This is a genomic window from Peribacillus sp. NPDC097225, assembly GCF_044761955.1.
GTDB lineage: Bacteria > Bacillota > Bacilli > Bacillales > DSM-1321 > Peribacillus.
Map to the genome: position 1 here is coordinate 15844 of NZ_JBIWDJ010000005.1, position 24244 is coordinate 40087.

Annotated in this window: 23 protein-coding genes; 19 read left to right on the forward strand and 4 right to left on the reverse strand. The window is 42.4% G+C overall.

Features of this window, described 5'->3' with window-relative positions; translation table 11 throughout:
• Positions 1-49 precede the first annotated feature (49 nt).
• From ACIQXH_RS15105 to ACIQXH_RS15185, 17 genes are all read left to right on the forward strand, one after another.
• On the forward strand, positions 50-1078 hold the full coding sequence (locus tag ACIQXH_RS15105; RefSeq protein WP_402872261.1) for a DUF3048 domain-containing protein: 1029 nt from the start codon (positions 50-52) through the stop codon (positions 1076-1078).
• Positions 1079-1090: 12 nt separating this feature from the next.
• Complete coding sequence (locus ACIQXH_RS15110; protein ID WP_402872258.1) at positions 1091-1405, forward strand: YerC/YecD family TrpR-related protein; 315 nt, start codon at positions 1091-1093, stop codon at positions 1403-1405.
• 232 nt (positions 1406-1637) lie between these two features.
• On the forward strand, positions 1638-2321 hold the full coding sequence (pcrB, locus tag ACIQXH_RS15115; RefSeq protein WP_402872255.1) for a heptaprenylglyceryl phosphate synthase: 684 nt from the start codon (positions 1638-1640) through the stop codon (positions 2319-2321).
• A gap of 66 nt (positions 2322-2387) precedes the next feature.
• Positions 2388-4637 carry a DNA helicase PcrA gene (pcrA, locus tag ACIQXH_RS15120; protein WP_402872252.1) on the forward strand — a complete coding sequence of 750 codons (2250 nt, stop codon included), beginning with the start codon at positions 2388-2390 and terminating at the stop codon, positions 4635-4637.
• A 100-nt stretch (positions 4638-4737) separates the two neighbouring features.
• On the forward strand, positions 4738-6744 hold the full coding sequence (ligA, locus tag ACIQXH_RS15125; protein WP_403124304.1) for an NAD-dependent DNA ligase LigA: 2007 nt from the start codon (positions 4738-4740) through the stop codon (positions 6742-6744).
• Positions 6745-6756: 12 nt separating this feature from the next.
• A complete protein-coding gene (locus tag ACIQXH_RS15130) occupies positions 6757-7926 on the forward strand; it encodes a CamS family sex pheromone protein (protein ID WP_402872244.1) in 1170 nt (389 codons plus the stop codon).
• A 278-nt stretch (positions 7927-8204) separates the two neighbouring features.
• Positions 8205-8495 carry an Asp-tRNA(Asn)/Glu-tRNA(Gln) amidotransferase subunit GatC gene (gatC, locus tag ACIQXH_RS15135; RefSeq protein ID WP_402872241.1) on the forward strand — a complete coding sequence of 97 codons (291 nt, stop codon included), beginning with the start codon at positions 8205-8207 and terminating at the stop codon, positions 8493-8495.
• Between the two features lie 12 nt (positions 8496-8507).
• A complete protein-coding gene (gene gatA / locus ACIQXH_RS15140) occupies positions 8508-9968 on the forward strand; it encodes an Asp-tRNA(Asn)/Glu-tRNA(Gln) amidotransferase subunit GatA (protein WP_403124308.1) in 1461 nt (486 codons plus the stop codon).
• A gap of 12 nt (positions 9969-9980) precedes the next feature.
• Positions 9981-11408: an Asp-tRNA(Asn)/Glu-tRNA(Gln) amidotransferase subunit GatB gene (gatB, locus tag ACIQXH_RS15145; protein WP_402872234.1), complete on the forward strand. Its 1428-nt coding sequence runs from the start codon at positions 9981-9983 to the stop codon at positions 11406-11408.
• A 145-nt stretch (positions 11409-11553) separates the two neighbouring features.
• Positions 11554-12096 carry a sigma-70 family RNA polymerase sigma factor gene (locus ACIQXH_RS15150; protein WP_402958612.1) on the forward strand — a complete coding sequence of 181 codons (543 nt, stop codon included), beginning with the start codon at positions 11554-11556 and terminating at the stop codon, positions 12094-12096.
• The gene (locus tag ACIQXH_RS15155; protein WP_403124313.1) at positions 12093-12557 is read left to right on the forward strand and encodes an anti-sigma factor; all 465 of its coding nucleotides are present in this window, start codon (positions 12093-12095) and stop codon (positions 12555-12557) included. Before ACIQXH_RS15150 ends, ACIQXH_RS15155 begins: the two co-directional genes overlap by 4 nt.
• Positions 12550-13623, forward strand: a complete 1074-nt coding sequence (locus ACIQXH_RS15160; protein WP_402872225.1) for an NINE protein — start codon at positions 12550-12552, stop codon at positions 13621-13623. The genes ACIQXH_RS15155 and ACIQXH_RS15160 overlap by 8 nt, the downstream gene beginning before the upstream one ends.
• Positions 13620-14543, forward strand: a complete 924-nt coding sequence (locus ACIQXH_RS15165) for a LiaI-LiaF-like domain-containing protein (RefSeq protein WP_403124316.1) — start codon at positions 13620-13622, stop codon at positions 14541-14543. The genes ACIQXH_RS15160 and ACIQXH_RS15165 overlap by 4 nt, the downstream gene beginning before the upstream one ends.
• A gap of 180 nt (positions 14544-14723) precedes the next feature.
• Entirely contained in the window at positions 14724-15638 is a 915-nt protein-coding gene (locus tag ACIQXH_RS15170; RefSeq protein WP_402872220.1) for a diacylglycerol kinase, read from the forward strand.
• 64 nt (positions 15639-15702) lie between these two features.
• A complete protein-coding gene (locus tag ACIQXH_RS15175) occupies positions 15703-16278 on the forward strand; it encodes a GNAT family N-acetyltransferase (RefSeq protein ID WP_402872217.1) in 576 nt (191 codons plus the stop codon).
• A 446-nt stretch (positions 16279-16724) separates the two neighbouring features.
• Entirely contained in the window at positions 16725-18095 is a 1371-nt protein-coding gene (gene rlmD, locus ACIQXH_RS15180; RefSeq protein ID WP_402872214.1) for a 23S rRNA (uracil(1939)-C(5))-methyltransferase RlmD, read from the forward strand.
• A gap of 171 nt (positions 18096-18266) precedes the next feature.
• Entirely contained in the window at positions 18267-18809 is a 543-nt protein-coding gene (locus tag ACIQXH_RS15185; protein WP_403079996.1) for a YitT family protein, read from the forward strand.
• A 26-nt stretch (positions 18810-18835) separates the two neighbouring features.
• On the opposite strand, the gene ACIQXH_RS15190 is transcribed toward ACIQXH_RS15185, so the two are convergent.
• From ACIQXH_RS15190 to ACIQXH_RS15205, 4 genes are all read right to left on the reverse strand, one after another.
• On the reverse strand, positions 18836-19696 hold the full coding sequence (locus ACIQXH_RS15190; RefSeq protein WP_403124320.1) for a DUF421 domain-containing protein: 861 nt from the start codon (positions 19694-19696) through the stop codon (positions 18836-18838).
• Positions 19697-19725: 29 nt separating this feature from the next.
• Positions 19726-19932, reverse strand: coding sequence for a DUF1657 domain-containing protein (locus tag ACIQXH_RS15195; RefSeq protein WP_403124323.1), 207 nt, complete (start codon positions 19930-19932; stop codon positions 19726-19728).
• 67 nt (positions 19933-19999) lie between these two features.
• A complete protein-coding gene (gene spoVAD, locus ACIQXH_RS15200; protein WP_403124326.1) occupies positions 20000-21019 on the reverse strand; it encodes a stage V sporulation protein AD in 1020 nt (339 codons plus the stop codon).
• A 116-nt stretch (positions 21020-21135) separates the two neighbouring features.
• On the reverse strand, positions 21136-21339 hold the full coding sequence (locus tag ACIQXH_RS15205) for a DUF1657 domain-containing protein (protein ID WP_402872198.1): 204 nt from the start codon (positions 21337-21339) through the stop codon (positions 21136-21138).
• A 234-nt stretch (positions 21340-21573) separates the two neighbouring features.
• On the opposite strand from ACIQXH_RS15205, the gene ACIQXH_RS15210 reads away from it, so the two are divergent.
• Together ACIQXH_RS15210 and ACIQXH_RS15215 are read left to right on the forward strand one after the other, a co-directional pair.
• Positions 21574-23265 (forward strand): methyl-accepting chemotaxis protein, encoded by a 1692-nt coding sequence (locus tag ACIQXH_RS15210; protein ID WP_403124329.1) that lies wholly within the window; start codon positions 21574-21576, stop codon positions 23263-23265.
• A gap of 138 nt (positions 23266-23403) precedes the next feature.
• Complete coding sequence (locus ACIQXH_RS15215) at positions 23404-24114, forward strand: GDSL-type esterase/lipase family protein (protein WP_403124332.1); 711 nt, start codon at positions 23404-23406, stop codon at positions 24112-24114.
• Positions 24115-24244: the final 130 nt, after the last annotated feature.

Genomic DNA, 24244 nt, shown 5'->3' on the forward strand with positions numbered 1-24244 from the left:
AAGAACGCAGCAAACGACACGGTTGAGTAATCAGGAGCGTGAAAAGTGTATGAAAAAGTTTCTTTTCATCATGATAGCGATGTTACTTTTAGTAGGCTGTTCAGCGAAGGATAAGACAGAGGAAGACCAGCAAGACGAATCTGTCATGAAAGATACAGATGGTTCTTCAGGTGTTTTTCCGCTAACGGGAATAAGCACAGATGGAGAGAAGAAGCGTAGGGCCGTAGCGGTGATGATCAATAATCACCCACAGGCGCGTCCCCAATCGGGTCTTTCTGAAGCGGACATCGTTTATGAATTGCTGGCGGAGGGTGACATTACAAGGTTGTTAGCCGTTTTCCAGAGTGAGACCCCAGATCAAATCGGTCCGATTAGAAGTGCGAGAGATTATTATATCGAACTTGCCAAAGGCTTGGACTGTCTCTATGTATGCCACGGTAATAGCCCGGAGGCAAAGACGATGCTTGACAAAGGTTATGTTGATAACTTGAATGGCTTATATTATGATGGTACTCTATTTCAGCGGACTACAGACCGAAAAGCCCCACATAACTCCTACACCTCTTTTGAAAATATTGAAAAAGGTGCAAAGGAAAAAGGCTATGAGTTGACTGGTGCCCCCGAACCGTTTGCATTCTTGACGGAGGAAGAGGCAAAAGGTCTGCAAGGAGATGCAGCTTTGAACATCGATGTCGTCTATGGAGATGCATCATCCAATGTTCATTATGAGTATGAAAAAGCAGAAGAAAAATACACACGTTATTCGAATGGTGAGCAAACGGTTGAGTATCAATCTAAGAAACCTGTCCTGTTAGATAATATATTCATCATTGAGGCTGCTCATCAGGTGGTTGACGATAAAGGACGCCGAAAGATTGATTTGAAAAGCGGCGGAAAAGGTTACCTACTTCAAAAGGGGAAAATCAATGAAGTAGAATGGGTGAATAAAGATGACCGGATTATACCCGTGATTAATGGGAAAGAAGTAGGGTTGGTGACAGGCAAGACCTGGGTCAACGTAATTCCGAACCAACCAGGTATAGATAAGAACGTGTCATTTGATGCCCAAGAAAATTAAGGGGGAGTATGTATGCAAATTGATAAGTTAAGAGGGAAAGCGACAGATCAATTGTTTAATTCGATTCTTTCTTTGCGCGATTTAGACGAGTGCTATCGCTTTTTTGATGATTTATGCACCGTCAATGAAATATCATCTTTGGCACAACGTCTTGAAGTGGCCCGCATGCTTGAGGAAGGTAAAACTTATCATAAGATTGAAACGGAAACCGGAGCCAGCACGGCTACGATATCCAGGGTCAAACGTTGCTTGAACTACGGGAATGACGCTTATTCCATGGCCATCAATCGCATTAAAGAAGATGTAGAGGAACCAACTGAAACGTAATGGGACGTTTCCTATAATGGATGAATCGAAAAAAACCGAGGAACTCGTTTTCTTGGTTTTTTATTTTGAGTTTATCCAGGTGGTCGGCAGCTTTTTGAGAGGAGTTGCCACGATAGAGTGGGTTTTCGATTCATAGGTTTTTTTTGGAAAACTTTTTATCAGCACTTCTCTTTTTTTATGAAAAATCTTAATGCTATAATGGTTTAATGGGAAGTGTGAATGGAGGATTATTATGTACGATTTTCGCGAGTGGAAACATGTTTTCAAACTCGATCCAAATAAAGAAATAAGCGATGAAGCATTGGAAAAGGTTTGTGAATCTGGAACAGATGCCATTATGGTCGGCGGCACGGACGGAGTCACGCTTGAGAATGTGCTTCATTTAATGGCAAGGGTCAGGCGCTATACCGTTCCGTGCGTGATGGAGATTTCGTCAGTGGAAACGGTGACGCCGGGGTTCGATTTATATTTTATCCCAAGTGTGCTGAATAGCACCGATCCTGATTGGATGATGAAATTGCATCAGCAGGCGGTCAAGGAATACGGATATTTAATGAATTGGGACGAGATTTTTGTCGAGGGATATTGTATCCTCAACCCTGATTGCAAGGTGGCTCAATTGACGAATGCCAACACTGAATTGGATATGGATGATGTGGGTGCCTATGCGATGATGGCCGAAAAGATGTTCAATCTCCCTATTTTTTATCTGGAGTATAGCGGTATATATGGAGATGTCCGGATGCTGGAGGCTGCTAAAGAGAGCATGGAGAATAGCGTGCTATTCTATGGAGGCGGCATTAAATCAGTCGAACAGGCTAAAGAAATGGCCAAGTTTGCGGATGTAATCGTGGTTGGAAATGTAATTTATGAAGACTTGAAGGCGGCACTTGCAACGGTTGCCGCTGTTAAATAAAACGTTCATGGGATTAATGAAGTGTAGTATAATAAAAGAACAAATGTTCGTACAGGCGGTGTAATGATGCAATATTTAGCGGAAAAATTACTAACGGGTTTGAATGAACAACAACAAAAAGCAGTAAAAGCAACGGATGGCCCACTATTGATCATGGCTGGTGCAGGTAGTGGAAAGACCCGTGTTCTAACACATAGGATCGCATACTTGATGGTGGAGAAAGAAATCGCTCCTTGGAATATCCTTGCCATTACGTTTACCAACAAAGCGGCCCGAGAAATGAAAGAAAGAATCCGGGCGATTCTAGGTGGAGCATCCGAGGACATTTGGATTTCGACATTTCACTCCATGTGTGTCCGGATTTTACGAAGAGATATCGACCGGATGGGTTTTAACCGGAACTTCTCCATTTTAGACACGACAGATCAGCAATCAGTCGTTAAGCAAATCCTGAAAGACCGCAATCTGGATCCAAAGAAATATGATTATCGGGCTATCCTTGGAAGTATCAGCTCGGCGAAAAATGAATTGGTCGGTCCGGAAGAATACCAAAAAACCGCATCGGACTTTTTCACAAAAATCACGGCGGATGTCTATACGGAATACCAAAAAAGGTTACGGAAAAACTCAGCACTTGATTTTGATGATTTGATCATGATGACGATCCAATTATTCCAGATAGTTCCGGAAGTTTTGGAATACTATCAACGCAAGTTTCAATATATCCATGTCGATGAGTATCAAGATACCAACCGTGCCCAATATATGCTTGTTAAACTACTTGCCTCACGTTTTCGTAATCTATGCGTTGTAGGGGATTCGGATCAGTCAATCTATCGGTGGCGCGGTGCGGATATAGCCAATATCCTTTCTTTTGAAAAGGATTATCCGAATGCTACGATGATTTTCCTTGAACAGAATTACCGTTCAACGAAAAAAATCCTTGAAGCGGCCAATAAGGTCATTGATAATAACCAAAACCGTAAGCCGAAGAATCTATGGACAGAGAACGTAGCGGGTAATAAGTTATCTTATTTCAGGGCAGACAATGAGCAAGGTGAAGCACAATTCGTAGCAGGGAAAATAAATGAATTAACGCTAAAAGGCGAAAGAAAGTATTCTGATATAGCAATCCTGTATCGGACAAACGCACAGTCCCGGGTAATGGAGGAAGTGCTGCTTAAGTCAAACATCAACTATGCCATTGTCGGCGGCACCAAGTTCTATGATCGTAAAGAGATCAAGGACCTGCTTGCTTATCTACGGCTCATCGCCAATCCTGACGATGATATTAGCCTGCGCCGTGTAATCAATGTTCCAAAACGCGGCATTGGCGCAACATCGATGGATAAGGTGGCGGATTACGCCAATCAATATGATATTTCCATTTATAAAGCGCTCGAGTCGATAGAAATGATCGGGATTAGCGGGAAGGCGACGAAAGCAGCCCGTGAATTCCATACGTTGATTACGAATTATACGAATCAGCAGGAATTTTTGTCCGTTACGGAATTGGTAGAAGAAGTCATCGAAAAAACGGGATACCGTGAAATGTTAAGGGCTGAAAAAACGATTGAATCACAAAGCCGCCTAGAAAATATTGATGAGTTTCTATCCGTGACGAAAGCATTTGAAAGTAATAGTGAAGATAAATCATTAGTGGGCTTTTTAACGGATTTGGCGTTGGTGGCCGATATCGATAAACTAGATGAAAACCCAGAAGACGCTAACGATGCGGTAACGCTGATGACGCTCCATTCTGCGAAGGGCCTCGAATATCCGGTCGTCTTTTTACTTGGGCTTGAAGAAGGGGTATTCCCACATAGCCGCTCCCTCATGGATGAGGAAGAGATGGAAGAAGAACGCCGTCTTGCCTACGTGGGCATTACAAGGGCTGAAAACGAATTGTTTTTAAGCAATGCCCAAATGCGGACACTTTACGGACGCACGAACATGAATCCAGTGTCCCGTTTCATTTCGGAAATCCCGGCAGAACTTCTGGAAGATTTAAAACCGAAACCCGCTCCCAAGTCTAAGCAAACTTCATTCAGTTCTTCGGCGAGGACAGGTTCTACTGCACCTACCCATGCTAGAAAAACACCTAGCTTCGGACGTGCTGTTTCTGCCCCATCTGCAACAGGCGGTGAAGAAATAGGCTGGGCTGTCGGTGATAAGGCTTCCCATAAAAAATGGGGTGTCGGAACGGTAGTCAGTGTAAAAGGGGAAGGCGAAGGAAAAGAATTGGATATCGCATTTCCTAGTCCGACCGGAATCAAGCGTTTGTTGGCGAAGTTTGCACCAATCGAAAAAGTTTAAGCTATGAATATACGCCTACTGGCAAAGGATAAAGTTACCTGCATGTACGTCGCCTTCTCATAAAGAAGGCGACCGGGTTTCTTTAGAAAGGATTGAATGTATGGATATACAAGCTGCAAAGAAAAGTGTCCTTGAATTACAAACACTATTAAATCAATACAGTTATGAATACTATGTGCTGGATCAACCTTCTGTGCCGGATGCCGAATATGACCGACTTTTACGCGATCTCATCGAGCTTGAGGAAAAATTCCCCGAGTTGAAGACTCCTGATTCTCCAACGCAGCGTGTCGGCGGGGCCATCCTGGATATGTTTGAAAAAGTGGAGCACACAACACCCATGCTTAGCTTGGGCAATGCCTTCAATGAAGATGATCTACGTGATTTTGATAGAAAGGTCCGTCAGGCCGTTGGGGAGAATTATTCCTATGTATGTGAGTTGAAAATCGATGGATTGGCCGTCACTCTTCAATATGAAAATGGTTACTTCATAAAAGGGGCGACCCGGGGGGATGGAACGATTGGTGAAGATATCACCGAGAACCTGAAAACAATCAAATCCATTCCATTGAAGATCAGGAAACCAATCGGAATCGAAGTCCGTGGAGAGGCATTCATGCCGAAGAGATCCTTTGAAGGGTTGAATGCGGCGAAAGAAGAACGTGGGGAAGAACCGTTTGCGAATCCTCGTAATGCAGCAGCTGGTTCTTTAAGGCAGCTTGATCCCAAGCTTGCGGCAAAGCGGAATCTGGACATTTTTCTTTACGCCATTGCCGATTTAGGAGAAACTGGGGTTGGTTCCCATGGTGAAGCGCTCGATTTACTGGACGAACTAGGATTTAAGACGAATAAAGAACGAAAGACCTGTTCGAATATAGATGAGGTACTCGCCTATATCGAAAATTGGACAGAACAGCGTCCAAACTTGGCGTATGATATCGATGGGATTGTCGTAAAAGTCGATTCACTTGAACAACAGGATGAATTGGGATTCACGGCCAAAAGCCCAAGATGGGCAATCGCCTACAAGTTCCCGGCAGAAGAAGTGGTCACGACGCTACGATCCATTGAACTGAATGTTGGTCGTACGGGTGTTTTGACGCCAACGGCTGTGTTGGATCCTGTCAGAGTCGCGGGCTCTACCGTTCAACGGGCTTCACTACATAATGAAGATTTAATCCGGGAGAAAGATATTCGGATTGGAGACCAAGTGGTCGTAAAAAAGGCAGGCGATATTATACCAGAGGTCGTCAATGTACTAGTGGAACGCCGTACAGGTGAAGAAGTAGAATTCCAGATGCCGACTGAATGCCCTGAATGTGAAAGTGAGCTCGTGAGACTTGAAGGGGAAGTGGCCCTGCGTTGCATCAACCCTAAATGTCCCGCTCAGATTCGTGAAGGGTTAATTCACTTTGTATCACGTACTGCCATGAATATCGACAGTATGGGTGAAAAGGTCATCAGCCAGCTTTTCAAGGAAGAACTGATACACGATGTAGCCGATATATATAAACTTACGTATGATCAAGTCATTGAATTGGAACGGATGGGGGAAAAATCCGTCAATAAGTTGCTTCAAGCGATAGAGGCATCCAAAAGCAATTCACTTGAAAAGTTGTTATTCGGTCTTGGTATCCGACATGTCGGTTCGAAAGCCGCGAAGACGCTAGCACGGGAGTTCGGCACCATGGATGCCCTGAGCAAGGCAAGCCGCGAACAATTAACGGGAATCAACGAAATCGGTGAAAAAATGGCCGATTCAATCGTTGCGTATTTTGAGCAAGAAGAAGTTCATGCGTTGCTAGAGGAGTTGAAATCAGCGGGTGTGAATCTGGCCTATAAAGGGGCTAGAGCCATTCCAGTGGAAGAAATCGATTCTATATTTGCAGGGAAAACGGTTGTTTTGACCGGGAAACTACATCAGCTTACACGCAATGAAGCAAAAGAGAAATTAGAAGCACTAGGTGCCAACGTCGCTGGAAGTGTCAGCAAGAAGACTGATTTGGTTGTGGCAGGCGAAGATGCTGGATCAAAGCTTGAAAAGGCAGAGAGCTTAGGTGTTCTAGTGTGGGATGAAGAGAGACTAATCGAGGAATTTACTAAATAAGAGGTGTAGGCTATGAGGAAACACTCCATTTTGGGAATGCTTCTTATCCTACTGCTTGCTGGTTGTGCACCAAGTTTCGATGATGAGCAAGAGGTAGTGAAAGATTCCAAGGACAAAGAGGAGACAGCAATCATTCCGAAATACAAAATTTCGGATGAATATTATCAAACGATTCTTCCATTTGAGCCATCAAAGGCCCGCGGTTTGGTTGTATCGAATTTAAACACTCGATACGATATAGAAGAATTTGAAAACGGACTTATGCGATTGGCGCAAAATCAGTTTAATCCAGACGATTATTTGTTCCAAGAAGGACAAATGCTTGACAGTTCGACGATTTCATCTTGGCTGAACAGAAAATACACAAAAAGCCAGTTGAAAGAAAAAGACTTGAAAGCCAGTGAGAATCTAGGCTTGAACCCTGTAGATACAGGTAAGGGCGACATTGATAAACGGAATGAAGAAAACCCAATCTATCTAGCTCATATTCTGGAACATAATTACTTGACGAAAACGGAAGATAATAAAGTCAGCCTTGGCGGTGTCGTCATCGGCCTTGCCTTGAATTCGGTTCATTATTATCAAAAAGAAGCATACGGTGCCACGTATGAAACCAAAATAGATAGTAAGGAACTGAAAAGAGAAGGAGAACAAATCGCGGAAGAAGTCCTGAAACGATTACGTAAAACGGAAAAATTAAAGAATGTGCCGATTACGATTGCCCTTTTCGAACAGAACGAGAAATCTTCCGTCGTCCCTGGGAATTTCATATCCTATACGAATATCGAAAAAAGCTCTAATGAAATCAAGAAATGGAACAGTGTAGATGAAAAATACTACCTATTCCCTTCGACAAAAGCAGAAAAAAAATATAGGGACGACGTCAACACCTTCACCAATTTCAAAGAGGATGTCGAAGAGTATTTCCCTAACTTCAATGGCGTAATAGGCCGGGCCTTTTATATGGACAACCAATTACAGAAGTTGAACATCGACATACCCATTCAATTCTATGGGAATTCCGAAGCTATCGGCTTCACTCAATATGTAGCGGGTCTCGTGATGGAACGTTTTCCAAAGTATATTTCCGTGCAAGTATCAATTACTTCGGTCAACGGACCAGAAGCACTCATCGTCCGTCAGGCAAATCAAGACGAACCGACTGTGCATATATACGAATAAAGGAAAAGGAGGAGATGGAGCCTGATATGGCCCCATCTTCTTTCATGATTAGTAAGGGGTTCTGGAGAGATACGAGGTATCTTGGAATTCCGCCAGGGAATTTCCGACAGCATTCTCATATTTCCCGGAAAATACTACTTTTTCCTTTGAAAATTTTGAAATTCGACATTGCAACTCTTGTTGCTTTACTGTGTAATAGTTTGATATGATTTAAACGATGATTTTCTGGAGAAAAGCGACTAGATTCAGTGGCTTTGGATATTTTGGAGGTGAAGAGAATGTCACGTATAACTATGGACCAAGTTAAGCACGTTGCCCATTTGGCACGTTTGGCAATTACGGAAGAAGAAGCAGAAAAATTCCAACATCAGCTTGATCAAATGATTTCATTTGCTGAACAGTTGAATGAACTTGATACAGACCAGGTAAAACCGACTTCTCACGTTTTGGATATGAAAAATGTAATGCGTGAAGATGTAGCGAAACCAGGACTACCGGTGGAAGAAGTAGTCAAGAATGCACCAGATAGCAAAGATGGTTATATCCGCGTACCATCTATAATGGAATAAGGAGGGACAATGATGTCGTTGTTCGAACAAAAGGTTTCCGAGCTTCATGAACGTTTACATAATAAAGAAATCAGTGTTACTGATCTTGTTAACGAATCGTATGAACGGATCGGACAGGTAGAAGACAAGGTACAGGCATTTTTAACATTAGATGAAGAAAACGCCCGCAACCAAGCAAAAAAAATGGATGACCAATTAGCTAAAGGCGAGAGTCAAGGCGTCTTGTTCGGTATGCCGATTGGTGTAAAAGATAATATTGTCACAAAAAATTTACGGACTACATGTGCAAGTAAAATATTGGAGAACTTCAATCCAATATATGATGCCACTGCCGTTCAAAAATTACAAAGTGCTGAAACAGTGACGATTGGTAAGTTGAACATGGATGAATTCGCGATGGGATCTTCAAATGAGAATTCAGCTTATAAGGCGACTCGCAATCCATGGAATACGGATTATGTACCAGGTGGGTCTTCAGGCGGTTCTGCTGCCTCTGTCGCTGCTGGTGAAGTCCTGTTCTCATTAGGTTCGGATACAGGTGGTTCGATTCGCCAACCAGCTGCTTATTGCGGAGTCGTTGGCTTAAAACCTACATATGGACGGGTATCCCGTTTTGGGCTTGTGGCATTTGCTTCTTCATTAGACCAAATTGGTCCGATTACAAGAACGGTTGAAGATAATGCATATTTACTTGAAGCGATTTCTGGTGTCGATCCAATGGATTCCACATCGGCTAACGTGGATGTGCCAAGTTTTGTGAATTCATTAACAGGCGATGTTAAAGGATTGAAAATTGCCGTGCCAAAGGAATATCTTGGTGAAGGCGTTGGGGAAGAGGCACGCAACTCCGTGCTTGAAGCCTTAAAAGTATTAGAAGGACTTGGAGCAGAATGGGAAGAGGTTTCATTGCCGCATTCCAAATACGCTCTAGCAGCCTACTACCTGCTTTCTTCATCTGAAGCGTCTGCCAACCTTTCTCGTTTTGACGGGGTTCGTTATGGCCACCGTACGGATAATGCCGAAACGCTAATCGAAATGTACAAGCAAACACGTGCGGAAGGTTTCGGTGATGAAGTTAAACGCCGTATCATGCTTGGAACGTTCTCCTTAAGCTCCGGCTATTATGATGCTTATTATAAAAAAGCTCAAAAAGTCCGTACATTAATCAAAAAAGACTTTGAAGATGTATTCGAAAAATATGATGTCATCGTGGGACCAACCACGCCTACACCAGCATTCAAAATCGGTGAGAAAGTCGATGATCCATTAACGATGTATGCGAATGATATTTTGACGATTCCAGTCAACCTTGCGGGTGTACCAGGCATTTCGGTACCATGCGGATTCGCGGCTAACGGTCTACCACTTGGTCTACAAATGATCGGGAAACATTTTGATGAAAGCACGATTTATCGCGCAGCTCACGCTTTTGAGCAAGCAACAGATTTTCATAAACAATTTCCTAAGCTGTAAGGGGTGAAATAAATGGACTTTGAAACGGTAATTGGTCTAGAAGTACACGTAGAATTAAAGACAGATTCAAAAATTTTCTCAAGCAGCCCGAATCATTTCGGTGCTTCTCCAAATAGCAATACGACTGTCATTGATCTTGGTTATCCTGGGGTGCTGCCAGTCGTCAATAAAAAGGCTGTTGATTTTGCAATGAAGGCAGCCATCGCGCTGAATTGTGAAATCGCAGAGATTACGAAATTCGACCGTAAAAATTATTTTTATCCAGATAATCCGAAAGCCTATCAAATTTCACAATTTGATCAACCAATCGGGGAACATGGATGGATTGAAATCGAAGTCGGCGGAAAGAAAAAGAAAATCGGCATTACCCGTATCCATATGGAAGAAGATGCAGGGAAACTTACGCATAAAGGCAACCATTCTCTATGTGACTATAACCGCCAAGGTACACCACTTGTTGAAATCGTATCCGAGCCGGATATCACTTCTCCAGAAGAGGCCTATGCTTATCTTGAAAAGTTGAAATCCATCATACAATACACGGGTGTCAGTGATTGTAAAATGGAAGAAGGCTCACTTCGTTGTGACGCGAACATTTCCTTGAAACCGGTTGGTCAAAAGGAATTCGGTACGAAAACCGAACTGAAGAACTTGAACTCGTTCAACTTCGTTCGTAAAGGACTTGAGCATGAGGAAATCCGCCAAGCCGAAATATTGAATGAAGGTGGCGTCATTGAACAAGAAACACGCCGTTTCGATGAGGCTACTGGCAGAACGGTTCTGATGCGTGTCAAAGAGGGTTCTGATGATTATCGTTACTTCCCGGAACCGGACTTATTGACGATCCATATCGATGAGGAATGGAAAGCGCGCATTGCTGCGGAAATTCCTGAACTGCCGGATGCACGGAAAAAGCGTTATGCTGAAGAGTTTGGCTTACCGGAGTATGATGCAGCTGTTCTTACCGTAACAAAAGAAATGGCTGATTTCTTTGAAGCATCGGTTGCAGCAGGTGCGGATGCAAAACTGGCGTCAAACTGGATCATGGGTGAAGTTTCTGCATTCTTGAATGCTGAAGGAAAAGAACTTCACGATGTGGCATTGACTGCCGAGTCATTGGCAGGCATGATCAAACTTATCAAAGATGGCACAATTTCTTCTAAAATCGCGAAAAAGGTATTCAAGGAATTGATTGAAAACGGCGGTGACGCTGAAGCTATCGTTAAGGAAAAAGGACTTGTCCAGATTTCTGACGAAGGTGCGTTAAAGACAGCTGTTGAGGAAGCCTTGAATAATAACCCTCAATCGATTGAAGACTTTAAAGCGGGTAAACAAAAAGCTATTGGATTCCTTGTCGGACAAATCATGAAAGCGACAAAAGGACAAGCCAATCCACAACTTGTAAATAAAATCTTGATTGAAGAAATCAATAAACGCTAATCGATGGCCGTATCACTTCCGGGTGGTACGGTTTTCTCATGGAGAATAGTACATGCAGAAAAAATTTATTTAGGAGTTATCTGTAGGGATAACTCCTTTTTGTCTCGTCTATAACATGAAAGCTTAAATGAAAGGGGGGAGAGAAGTGACAGATGCGTTAGTGGAGAAGGTAAGAAGTGGGAATGATCATGCTTTCCGCATTTTGATTGAAACGTATAAAGAATCGGTTTTCAGGACGGTTTATTCCGTCCTGCACAATCAAAAGGATGCTGAAGATGCCACACAGGAAGTCTTCATCAAAATCTACACTTCTCTTCCCCAATATCAAAATCAAGGGTTCAAAACGTGGATGACGCGAATAGCCGTCAATCATGCGATAGACTTGAAGCGGAAAAGAGACCGGAAAAAGGAAGTATCGCATGAGGAACAGCCATCAGAGGGGCATCTAGGTTTATCCGAAGATGTTGAGGCACTATTCTTCCAGAATGAAAGAAGAAAACTGGTGCTACAAAAACTTGATGACCTTCCAGCTGGATACCGTGAAGTGGTGCACGACTTTTACATAAAGGAAAAAACCTATCAACAAATTGCCGAGGAACAGCAAATCCAAGTGAAATCGGTTGAAGTAAAGCTGTACCGGGCAAGAAATTGGATGAAAAAACATTGGAAAGAGGAGGATTTTTCATGAAACATGTTTCTGTAACAGAGTGGACTGCGTATATCGCAGATGAAATCCCGGATGCTCTAAAAGTAGAATATGAAAATCATCTGTACTCCTGTGACGATTGTTTAACGCATTATATGGAAGCGCTAGAAAGAGAGGAAAGTGTTCGGCCTAACGAGGAACTGGATATCGCGGATAGCGTGATGAACACGATTGCAGCACTCAAAACCGTGCCATCCGCAGAGGATGAAACAAAGAACACCCGTTCAATGAGGACCATTACAAAACACTATTTGATTGCCGCAGGCTTTACTGTGTTACTGATGGCGAGTGGAGCGTTTCACTCTTTGACTAAATACGTCGATAATGTGGAGTCTGGGGCTATAAAAGAAACGCCGCCGGTAACAGACGGACTGATTGATAAAACATTTAACTGGATGGATGATATCGAAAAGAAAAATAAGGAGGGGTTTAAATATGAATAAAAGTCCGGTGTTAGCCTTTATATTGTCGTTTTTCCCCGGGGCCGGCCATTTCTACTTGGGCAGGATCTTCAAAGGGCTATTTTATTTTTTGGCTACGGTAGGATTGGGGGCTATCGGGATCCTACTAGCCGTGGTCAGTCAAGATGATGGTTTCCTTGCTATTTCGATTTTGGGAGTCTTCGTGTACCTCATCAGCATTTTTGATTTGGTGATCACTTCTTTAAGAGGGGCAAACATTAAATCAGGCTCGGAAGGCAGTAGCATGGTTCAGCCTGAGGCCGAAAGGTTCTATGTGATCGTCCTGTCATTCGTACCGGGCCTGGGCCATTTTCAGCTCGGTCTCATGAATCGCGGGCTCACGTTTTTGATTGGGTTCCTGGGGCTCGGCGTTATGGTGATATTCATAACGGCAATGACCCATATAGATGGCTTGTTGATATTCATGGCCCTTTTACCGGTGATTTGGGTGTACAGCTTTTTTGATGGCATCCAACAGCTGAACAAAAAGCAAAAAGGGGAAGAGCTGGTTGATCGTTCGGTTTTAGAAGATTTGGAAGAGAGAAGGGAATCTGGCAAGAAGAGTAAATCGGTTGCCACATTGTTCTCTGTATTCCCAGGTGCAGGCCACTTATATTTGGGCTTACAAAAACGTGGAATCCAATTAATGGCGGGATTCTTATTCGCCATCTATATCCTGGATTTACTTCGATTGGGTTTTTTCTTCTTTCTGATTCCCATCATTTGGTTTTATAGCTTTTTTGATGGCTTGCAAAAAGCATCCAAAATGGATGAAGGACCACTGGTGGACACGCCAATCATTACAGGCATTGCCCATCAACAAAAGTGGTTCGGATATGGGTTGGTGGCTATAGGCGTTTATTTCTTCGCGAGCAATATCATAGTACCCGCAGCAGCTCCCTATTTACAGCAATGGCTAGGGGATAACTTTGAGTATTGGTTTAGGGATTATTTTCAAAAAGGGATTGTATGTGTCCTATTAATAGGCGGCGGAATCAAATTGCTGTCTGGAAGTAAGAAAGAGAAAGTTAGGGGGGAAACAAAATGAGAACATGGAGAGTTGGGACGGTGTCAATGGGTGTGGCCCTAATCGGGTTAGGCGTACTTTTGTTGCTTTCACAGATTTCAGATATGAGTTTGACGACGATCCTTTTATCCTGGTGGCCGCTTCTTTTCATCATTTTAGGAGGCGAGATCCTCTTTTATATCTATTATTCAAGGAAAGAGAGTTCTTTCGTAAAATATGATTTTATTAGTATCATTTTTGTAGGACTGCTTGGAATGATGGGCATTGCTTTACTTTTGCTAACATCAAGCGGCGTGATGGAACAGGTGACGGCAGCGGTGAAAAGCGAGGAAAAAACCGTCGATTTGCCTGGCTTCAATGAAAAAGCCGGGAAAAAAATTCAGCGGGTCGTATTGGATCCGGGATACTACCCTCTAACGGTTGAAGGAGGGAGCAATGAGAATGTTTCCATTTTTGGCACGTACGATGAACGTGTAATGGAAGATAGTGAGTCACTATTAAAAGAGGCTGAAGACTATCTAATGGTGGAAAGGAAAGGCGATACACTTTATATCAGTTTGAAAGATCTCCCCGTTCAAAATGGACTGCTGGGTGGAGATAGGATGAACCTTGAAGCAACGCTCATCATACCTGCCGACCTGGCTTTGGAAGTCGAGGGAAAAGACACAGACCTCACTTTAAAGCCGAGAGAACTAGTTAACGATTGGAATGTAGATGATGCAGGTTCTCTTACTGTCTATCTACAGGAAAAAAGCGATATAACGATACAGGCATTTGGAGTCGAAGAGCTGGAAGGGCCAAAAGATAGCTGGAAATCTGTCAGCGTGAAGACGGAAGATGATGAAGATAGCGACGTAAAGAATGGTACGTTGAAATTTGGCAAAGGACGTCATACCTTGACGATTTCAGATTCTTATAACGTGAACGTTCGGTATCATTAATTAAGACTAGATACTAGAATAAATTCATAAAAAGCTATATAATTTCTCTGATAAGATAGCAGATATGAATAAATAAGGATGGGCCAGCTTACGGTCCTTTTTTTTGAGGGAAATTGCTTTTCGTGAAGTGAAGGATTATTATGTAACTTATGGAATCAATACGTATAAGGATGATGGGAAATGAAAAGAGCGAGGTTAATTTATAACCCGACATCAGGACGGGAAGCCATCAAGAAAAGTTTACCAGCGGTGCTCGCCAAGCTAGAGGCAGCTGGATACGAGGCTTCGACACATGCAACTACCGGTGCTGGTGATGCAACGAACGCTGCCAAAATTGCCATCGAACGCGGATATGATATCGTTATCGCAGCGGGCGGAGATGGTACAATCTATGAGGTGGTAAACGGACTTGCCGATGCAGAAAAACGCCCGAAATTAGGAATCATTCCGACGGGAACAACGAATGATTTTGCACGGGCATTGCATTTACCGAAATCCATTGAGGGCGCAGCCGATATCATTGCCAATGGGCATACGATGCCGATTGATATTGGAAAGATGAATGAGAAGTACTTCATCAATATTGCAGGCGGAGGACGATTGACCGAATTAACTTACGATGTACCAATCAAGCTCAAAACAATGCTGGGACAGCTGGCCTACTATATTAAAGGAATCGAGATGTTGCCTTCCATCAAACCGACGGAAGTGTCGATAGAATATGATGGAAAGCTTTTTGAAGGCGAAATCATGTTGTTTTTAGTAGCTAACACGAACTCTGTCGGCGGTTTTGAAAAATTGGCACCAGATGCATCGCTCAATGATGGGATGTTCACGCTGCTAATATTGAAAAAAGCAAATCTTGCAGATATCGTCCGCATTGTTACGTTGGCCATGCGCGGAGAACATATCCATGATAGAAATGTCATCTATGTAAAAGCCAATAGAATCAAAATTACATCAAAAAAAGAAATGATGCTCAACCTAGATGGGGAATTCGGTGGTATGGCACCAGCTGAATTCGTTAACCAGTATCGTCATTTCGATGTTTTCATTCCACAAGGCATTTTGGCGGATGACCCGGAAAATAAATAATCAATAAAGGTCACTTCACATTGAGTGGCCTTTTCATTTTATTCTAGTAAGGAGATTGAGGAACGTGACTATCAGAAGAGCAACTAAAGAAGACGCAGAAAAGGCAGCAATATTAATACGTTTTGCCATCAAGGAAATAGCCGAAACACTTACCGGTGAAACGAAGGAAGAAAAAATACTTGCTGTTCTTGGGGATTTTTTCAGAAGCAGTGGAAACAGAATGAGTTATGAAAATACGTTGGTGTATGAACAGGATGGGCAAGTGGCTGGATTGATCATCGCCTATCATGGAAAAGATGCCGTGGCCTTGGATGAACCGATAGCGGAACGATTAAGAAGGAAAAAGAATGACCCAAGCATTAACATCGACAAAGAAGCGGAGATGGAAGACTTCTATTTGGATACAATAAGTGTGGATCCCGATTTTCGCGGCAAAGGTATTGGGACATCTTTAATTCATCAAATGGAAGCGTTCGGAGTAGAGAAGGGATATCCAAGTATTTCATTAATTGTTGAAGATGTTAATCCCGATGCAGGGCGTCTTTATAAACGATTAGGATACAAAAAGACGAAGATGATTAGAGTTAGTGACGGGGAATTTGCCTATATGGTCAAGGAACTAGAAAAAACCCCAGTATAAACTGGGGATCAGGCTTGCAGATGTAAGGATTGACCCTTCTATGTTTGCTGTCCATTCATGGCAGCCCAGTCGGCATATGCGCCGGAACCATTGCAGCCGGGACAGTCGTGGATATCTGAAAAATGATACTCCGTCGGTACAAAAGAGCTGTATCCCCGACCGTAACAATCTGGACAAAGGCCTTTTTCTTCCATGCTTGCTCGATGTTTTTCTAGCCTGTTTGAGTTCCAGTCTGATATGGAGCTGAATAAACCCATTTCTTCACCTCATTCACTTTTCCTTACTTTTCTCGATCCTGCGCCGTTTTATGCACAAAACGATGAATTAATCAGGAATTCTTTTTCTATATTTTTATGAGGAATAGCGTGAATTGGTGAGTCATTTTGTGGCAAGGCTATGTTTGTGGTAAAATACAGGTTAGCTTAAAAAAGAAAAGAGAAGATGATATGAAAACAACAACACCTGTTAATAAGAATGATATTATAGAGGTTTTATTCGAAGATTTAACGCACGAAGGTGCTGGAGTAGCTAAAGTTGATGGCTATCCGATCTTCGTTCAGAACGCGCTACCTGGTGAAAAAGCAAAAATTAAAGTCTTGAAGGCCAATAAAGGATATGGATTCGGACGTTTGATGGAAATTATCGAAAATAGTCCATATCGCGTGGAGATCCCTACTGAAGACTATAACAAGTATGGTGGCTGTCAACTGCAACATATGAGTTATGAAGGTCAATTGGAGTTTAAGGAAAAACAAGTGCGTGACGTGATGACCCGCATTGGAAAACTTGAGGATGCGACGGTTTATCCGGTTATTGGGATGGAAGATCCTACCCATTACCGTAATAAAGCGCAAGTGCCTGTCGGGGAGAAAGATGGCAAGCTGATTGCAGGGTTCTTTAAACCACGTACACATGAAATTGTGGAAACAAAAGAAAGCATCATTCAGAATGAAGTGATTAGCGAAGCTGTTCAGGTTGTGAAGGAAGTCTTTAGTCATCTGGGAATTCCCGCTTACAATGAGCAAACACATAAAGGTGTTTTGCGTCACATCATGGCTCGTTATGCTAAACAAACGGGTGAGCTAATGATCGTGCTTGTTACACGGACCAGGAGTATCCCATTCATCGAAACCATCGTGAAGGAAATCACTGACCGACTTCCACAGGTGAAATCAATCGTTCAAAACGTGAATACGAAGAAGACGAATGTCATTTTGGGAGAAAAAATGTTCGTGCTTTGGGGTAACGAAGTAATCTATGACATGATTGGCGACGTGAAATTTGCGATTTCGGCTAAATCCTTCTACCAAATCAACCCGGACCAAACGAAAGTCCTTTATGACAAGGCGCTGGAGTATGCTGGATTAACGGGAGAAGAAACCGTGATTGATGCCTATTGTGGCATTGGTACCATTTCCTTATTCTTGGCACAAAAAGCGAAAAAGGTCATCGGCGTGGAAGTGGTGGAAGAAGCCATAGAAGACGCACGCCGCAATGCAGAACTGAATGAGATTACGAATGCCGAATTCGTTGTTGGTGATGCAGGAAGCGTGATTGCTGAATACTATCAAAAAGGTAATACAGCTGACGTCATCGTCATGGACCCACCGCGCAAGGGCTGTGAAGAAACGCTTCTAAATACAATTATTGAGATGAAACCGAAGAAAGTCGTTTATGTATCTTGCAACCCAGGAACATTAGCCCGGGATCTTCATATTTTGGAAGAAGGCGGATATAAGGCTGTTCATGTCCAACCTGTTGATATGTTCCCGATGACTACGCATGTTGAAAATGTTGTGTTATTAGAGTTAAAGTGAATGTGAATAATTGTCTTTAATAGAAAATGAATGCCGAAGCAGGATCCAATAAGGGTCCTGCTTTTTGATTTTTTTTCATTTACCCATTCTTGTCCTTAAGATTTGGACATATATTAAGGAATATCGAATAGGGAGCAAGGTGGTTTTATCAATTTTCAAAAAGTAGTGGCAGTGATTGTTGGTAGCTTTTTGATTGGTGTTGGGATAAATGGATTCTTGGTCCCTTATCACTTGATAGATGGTGGGATTATCGGGATCGCTCTCGTTCTACATTACTTCTTTGACTTTCAGACAGGGCTTTCGATGTTGGTTCTTAGCATCCCTTTATTTACATATGCCTGGTGTTATGAGCGTTCCCTTTTCTATAGCAGCATCCATGGGTTACTATTGACTTCTCTTTTCATGGATTGGTTAAGCCCATTAAAAAGGGAATTTGCGGTTTCTATTTTCACCAGTTCATTGGTTGGTGGGGTAATTATCGGGGTGGGGATAGGGCTTATGCTCAGATATGAAACAAGCAGTGGAGGAACGGATTTGTTGGCAAAATTCATTGCCAAATCCTCCTCCATGGATATTGCTTTAATCATTATCATCATTGATACCGCAATCATATCAGCCGGTTTATTTATTTTAGGAATAGAGATTTTTCTGTTTTCATGTCTGACTATTGTCATTATCGGTGTGATTACATCCATCATGGAAGTACGAAAATGAATGCTCTTACGCCTAAAGAAATATAATTAATTTTTCAACATGAAGGTTACCTCATCAATGGCTTTTTGCAGTTTCTCACTATTTTTACTATACATCGCTTTGGCATCTTTTGATTCAGTAGAGAGGGCAAACACCTCTAAGTCTGCTTGGCACTTTTTTAAAGTCGCGAGCATTAGAGGTCTTTCTTGAGGAGAAGGGACCTTAAGTTTATCGTCATATAGATCAACCGTTAACTCTCCATTCGAATTCGCTTGTCCAAGAAAGACATTTTCAAGGAGCACTCCTGATTTATCCAGTTCATCATTGAGCCAGTTACGATTTAGCCCAATGGTGGAGAGCGGTTCATCCAGGATCTTCCCATCCATGATGACCGTCTGTGGTTCCTTGACTGAAGCAACTGTCATGTTTAAATCTTTTGCCGTTAGAGGTTGGTTTTCTTTCTTTAACAGGACGGAAAAATCACCATTTGCCTCTAATAAGGCAAACTCGACTGTGGATACATCAAAGACATCTTTACTTCTAAGTAACCACAATAATTCATCGGTTGTATACTTTTCTTTTTTTAAATTGTCTTCCATGATCTTTCCGTCTTTAATAAACACCGTCGCTTTCCCTTCCACCAAATCACGGAAAATTTTACTTTTCATCGAAACCAATCCAGCTAAGAAAGGTGCCAATGCGAAAACGAGAATGGAGAGGACGCCATGCATTATGTTTCCTTCTACCTTTGTGGCTAATTCCGCTCCGATGTTTCCGATTGTTATACCGGTGACATATTCAAAAAACGAAAGCTGGGATATTTGTTTTTTTCCTAACCATTTAGTAATTAAAAAAAGGACAACTAAAAAAAATAGGGATCGTAAAACAATCTGCAACCATTCAGGCATTATTCAGCACCTCCTGTAAATAAAGGGTTTTAAAACCCCTTATATTGTGGTTCTTCTCTCTCTAACTCTCCGACCCTCTTTTGAATATCTTTCATTACTTCATTCACTTTCATCATTGTTTCATGTAAAATCCGCTTCGATTCATCATCCTGAGTTCGGAGCGCTAGGCTAGATAGTCCAGCTTCTACACCTCTAAGACTGGCGGCACATTGTTTAACATCAGATGCTATAGTCATCTTAAAAACTCCTTATTCATTTGGATTAAACTCAACCATTCAGATTTTCCTACTGAATCCTAATTTATTATGGTTGTTGCTGAGCGTCATATTCAATCGAAACGGCATGGGCAATACATGGAATCGATTCACTTTGTTGAAAGGATAGAGGAGATAATAAGGCACCTGTAGCCACGACTAGCATCCGTTTGATTTCTCCTTTTTTCATACGATTTAATAGATGACCATATACAACAGTTGCCGAACATCCGGGCCCGCTGGCCCCTGCCAAAACTGGCTGGGTATCTCTATAAATCATTAGCCCACAATCAACATACTGTTCTTCCTTGATGGGAGTGCCGTGTTTTTTGAATATCTCAAGTGAGACCTCATGCCCGATTTTCCCTAAATCGCCCGTCACGATTAAATCATAATAAGAAGGATCGAGATTCCGTTCTTTTAGGTGTGTTTCAATCGTATCAACAGCAGCTGGGGCCATAGCTCCCCCCATGTTAAAAGGGTCCATTAATCCCATATCAATGACACGCCCGATCGTTGCCGATGTGACCTGAGGGCCGGTGCCGGAACTGCTTAATAAGGCGACGCCTGCACCGGTCACGGTCCATTGTGCAGTGGGCGGTTTTTGACCGCCGTATTCAGTTGGGTAACGAAATTGCTTTTCAACTGCGGCGTTGTGACTAGAGGCACCGGTTAATAAATAATCCGCGCCCTTTGTGTTGATCAGGTAAGCACCAAGAGCGAGTCCTTCCATCGAAGTTGAGCATGCCCCAAATAAGCCAAGGTATGGTGTACCAAGCGTCCGGCAGGCAAAACTTGTCGGTGTTATTTGATTGATGAGATCGCCCCCAAGGAAGAACTGTATCTGTTCTTTTTGTAGGCCAGCCTTTTCAATTGCTTTTGTATTTGCTTCTTCTAGAAGAACTTTATGAGCTTTTTCATAGGAATCCTGATTCAACCATAAGTCGGAATGAAGAGTATCGAAATCATCTGCTAACATTCCTTTTGCTTCAAATGGTCCACCGATGGTACCTGTGGAGAGTATGACAGGCTTTTGATCAAAAATCCATGTGCGATGCCCCGTCAGCATTATAAATCACCCCAATGTGTGAGAATTGATTTTTATAAGATTAAAGAAGACAGTCATTAAAAGTCTTAGCAAGAAATATAAAAAGGTTGGTTGTCTCAACCAACCTCTTTATATTTTTATTGCTTATATTGTGGTTCTTCTTGTTCAATTTCATTAATACGTGGAGTAATGTTGTCAACTATCTCCTGTGCTTGTTGAGCAGCTTGCTGATAGAGTTGCTTCGCTTGTTCGTTATCAGTTGAAAGGGCGAAAGTTTCGAAGCTAGCTTGAGCACTTTTTAGACCGGCTAAGGTTGTTTTTACATCACTGATTACTGTCATGGATGATACCTCCTGTTATTTACTTTCCTTTATATAATGGTAAAGGATCATTTTTAATATTCCTGCCATTTTTTTCTCTAGTTGAGTCGAGACGTAGGAAGACAGATGGAGATGCACATATATAAGAGATGACTGTAAGTAATTACCAACTAAAACTAACCGCATTTTCACCGATACAATCATTATCACGTACTCGCGTAATAGAAAAATGCAACTTAAGTAGGAGATGGAAAGATGAAGATGACTGTAAAGAAAAAATTACTATGGAGCTTTTGCGGAGTATTGTCTCTTTTAGCTATCATAACGGGGATAACATTTTATCAGTTCAACAGTGTAGACGATAGTTATTCAAGTGTCATAGAAGACCGTGTCAAAAAGATTTCTCTTTCGACAAAAATGGTCGATGCGATTCGCACGGAACAAATCGCCCTCCGAGGGTACTTGGTCAATGATACGGATAAATATTTATCAGCGTTCCAACAATCGAAGGATTCCTTCAAACAAGCTTTCGATACATATAGTGGGCTTAGTCTAGATCCCGAGGCAAAGGAAATTTTGGACGAGCTAAATGGCTATGCTACCGAATATGAAACGCTGGCCGGACAGCTAATTGAATTAAAGGATCTAGATGATAAAAAAGGATACATCGACTTAATGAACAATCAAGGAGCTCCCCTTACAATAAAATTAAATGAAGTGAGTGAAGAGGCATTTAATTATCAACAGGCTGCCCTTTTAGAAAAAAGTGATGAATTGTCCGTTCAGGTTAACGGGGTGAAAAGGATTATTCTGATTATAAGCGTCCTAGCCATTATCACGGGGGTGGCGATTGCTTTAATCATAAACCGGAGCATCTCAAAACCTGTGCTGCTCGTTTCAGCTGCAGCGAAACAGATTGCAGCCGGAAATTTGACGATAGAAGATGTGAAAGTGAAGAATAGGGATGAAATCGGTGAATTGGCCAGCTCTTTTAATGAAATGAAAGGTAATTTGCGAAGTTTGATCAATACGGTGAATGTTGCAACGGATCAAGTTGCTGCTTCTTCGGAGGAACTGATGGCAAGCGCGGAACAAACCAATTCTGCGACAACACAGGTGGTAACGGCCATACAAGAAGTGGCCGGTGGGGCTGAAACTCAAAATAACTATGTAGAAGAGAGTTCAAAGGGTGTCCAAGTCATGGCCATCGGTACCAAGAAAGTTGCCTTAACGACTTCCGCTGTTACTGAATCGGCAATGGAGGCCGCAAAACAAGCCAATATCGGTAGCGAGTATCTTAACAAAGTGATTGAACAAATGAAATCCATTTCAACGTCCACAAACGAATCAAATGAAGTGGTGAAAAAACTGAATGATCAATCCAATGAAATTGGCAAGATCATCGAAGTGATCACGGGCATAGCCGACCAGACGAATCTCTTAGCCTTGAACGCGGCTATCGAATCGGCAAGAGCCGGTGAACATGGGAAAGGTTTTGCAGTCGTGGCTGATGAAGTCAAGAAATTGGCTGAACAATCTCGCCAGTCAGCTAAGCAGATTGCTGACCTCATTCAGGATATTCAAGATGATACGGTACTTGTGGTCAATACGATGAACTATGGCACCCAGGAAGTGACAGAGGGAATGAAACTTGTCGAGGAGACTGGGAAAACATTCGATTCCATCCTAGAGTCGATAGAAATGGTAAGTTCCGAAATACAAGAGGCATCCGCTGTATCGGAGGAAATGGCAGCGAGTGTAGATCAAGTGAGCGCGGCCATTGAGCAAGTAACCCGTATTGCGGAAGGATCGGTAACAAGTACGGCCGAAATTGCTTCAGCTTCAGAGGAACAGCTGGCTTCCATGGAGGAAATCACCGCCTCTGCTTCATCACTGGCGAGGATGGCCGAGGAATTGAAAGAGAAGGTCGTTGCTTTCAAAATTTAAGCAAACAAGAGATGTCCGGGAAACCGGGCTTTTTTTGTGGCTTTTTGTCAGAAAGTTATCTTCTGAACAAGAAGGAATCTACCAGGGAAAAAAGAACTATTGTAGTGAGACAAAAAAGGGTTAGGAAGGGGAGAGGAAATGAATAATAAGAGGAAGGCGGCAAGTATGTTATTAGCGGTGGCATTGGTGGCCACGCCATTCAGTGCAACGGCCAAACAGGCGAAAGTGGAGTATGTCGCTTTAGGGGATTCGTTGGCCGCTGGGCAAACACCGGATGGGGTCATCGATTATGGATATGCCGATTATATTGCGGATTCTTTTGTGAAGAATAAATATAAGCTGGCCGATTTCGATAATTTTGGTGTACCCGGGTATACCTCTGAAAAATTGAAGAATGATTTGGTTAAAAGCAGTAAGGTCAGAAAGGAAATTAAAGAAGCGACCCATATCACCATTGATATTGGTGCCAATGATCTCCTAGGTAAAATTAAGACGGACCCTTACAATGCACAGGAAGCAATCGATGTGGTCCGTATTAATTTGCAAAGCATTCTCCGTACGATCGATAAACTGAACCCAAAGGCCAAGGTATATGTGATGGGTTATTATAATCCCTTCCCCTACTATCCGAAAGAGCAACAGGAACTTCTTTTGCCACTATTGAAAAGTCTAAATGAACAAATCAAAGCGGTAGCAAAGAAAAATGGGGATACTTACGTATCGACCGAAACTCAAATAGGGAAAAAATATAAAGAGTATCTTCCAAATAAACAAGATATCCATCTGAGTAAGTCCGGGTATAAGGTAGTTGCCAAAGAGTTTTGGAAAGGCATAACTAAAAAGAAGTAGAAGGTCATCCTTTCAAAGACGTTAAAGTCAACATGTTAGTATGTTGGCTTTTTTTTTGATGAAGAAGAGGATGGTCCCTTTTAAAATTTAATCAATCGTTTGATTAATGGGGGGGAACGGTAGTATGCTT

What these genes read in the sequence shown, in the direction of transcription:
- ACIQXH_RS15105 (WP_402872261.1), top strand. Translation starts at nt 50, where the DNA reads ATGAAAAAGTTTCTTTTCATCATGATAGCGATGTTACTTTTAGTAGGC.
- ACIQXH_RS15110 (WP_402872258.1), top strand. Translation starts at nt 1,091, where the DNA reads ATGCAAATTGATAAGTTAAGAGGGAAAGCGACAGATCAATTGTTTAAT.
- pcrB (WP_402872255.1), top strand. Translation starts at nt 1,638, where the DNA reads ATGTACGATTTTCGCGAGTGGAAACATGTTTTCAAACTCGATCCAAAT.
- pcrA (WP_402872252.1), top strand. Translation starts at nt 2,388, where the DNA reads ATGCAATATTTAGCGGAAAAATTACTAACGGGTTTGAATGAACAACAA.
- ligA (WP_403124304.1), top strand. Translation starts at nt 4,738, where the DNA reads ATGGATATACAAGCTGCAAAGAAAAGTGTCCTTGAATTACAAACACTA.
- ACIQXH_RS15130 (WP_402872244.1), top strand. Translation starts at nt 6,757, where the DNA reads ATGAGGAAACACTCCATTTTGGGAATGCTTCTTATCCTACTGCTTGCT.
- gatC (WP_402872241.1), top strand. Translation starts at nt 8,205, where the DNA reads ATGTCACGTATAACTATGGACCAAGTTAAGCACGTTGCCCATTTGGCA.
- gatA (WP_403124308.1), top strand. Translation starts at nt 8,508, where the DNA reads ATGTCGTTGTTCGAACAAAAGGTTTCCGAGCTTCATGAACGTTTACAT.
- gatB (WP_402872234.1), top strand. Translation starts at nt 9,981, where the DNA reads ATGGACTTTGAAACGGTAATTGGTCTAGAAGTACACGTAGAATTAAAG.
- ACIQXH_RS15155 (WP_403124313.1), top strand. Translation starts at nt 12,093, where the DNA reads ATGAAACATGTTTCTGTAACAGAGTGGACTGCGTATATCGCAGATGAA.
- ACIQXH_RS15160 (WP_402872225.1), top strand. Translation starts at nt 12,550, where the DNA reads ATGAATAAAAGTCCGGTGTTAGCCTTTATATTGTCGTTTTTCCCCGGG.
- ACIQXH_RS15165 (WP_403124316.1), top strand. Translation starts at nt 13,620, where the DNA reads ATGAGAACATGGAGAGTTGGGACGGTGTCAATGGGTGTGGCCCTAATC.
- ACIQXH_RS15170 (WP_402872220.1), top strand. Translation starts at nt 14,724, where the DNA reads ATGAAAAGAGCGAGGTTAATTTATAACCCGACATCAGGACGGGAAGCC.
- rlmD (WP_402872214.1), top strand. Translation starts at nt 16,725, where the DNA reads ATGAAAACAACAACACCTGTTAATAAGAATGATATTATAGAGGTTTTA.
- ACIQXH_RS15190 (WP_403124320.1), bottom strand. Translation starts at nt 19,696, where the DNA reads ATGCCTGAATGGTTGCAGATTGTTTTACGATCCCTATTTTTTTTAGTT.
- ACIQXH_RS15195 (WP_403124323.1), bottom strand. Translation starts at nt 19,932, where the DNA reads ATGACTATAGCATCTGATGTTAAACAATGTGCCGCCAGTCTTAGAGGT.
- spoVAD (WP_403124326.1), bottom strand. Translation starts at nt 21,019, where the DNA reads ATGCTGACGGGGCATCGCACATGGATTTTTGATCAAAAGCCTGTCATA.
- ACIQXH_RS15205 (WP_402872198.1), bottom strand. Translation starts at nt 21,339, where the DNA reads ATGACAGTAATCAGTGATGTAAAAACAACCTTAGCCGGTCTAAAAAGT.
- ACIQXH_RS15210 (WP_403124329.1), top strand. Translation starts at nt 21,574, where the DNA reads ATGAAGATGACTGTAAAGAAAAAATTACTATGGAGCTTTTGCGGAGTA.
- ACIQXH_RS15215 (WP_403124332.1), top strand. Translation starts at nt 23,404, where the DNA reads ATGAATAATAAGAGGAAGGCGGCAAGTATGTTATTAGCGGTGGCATTG.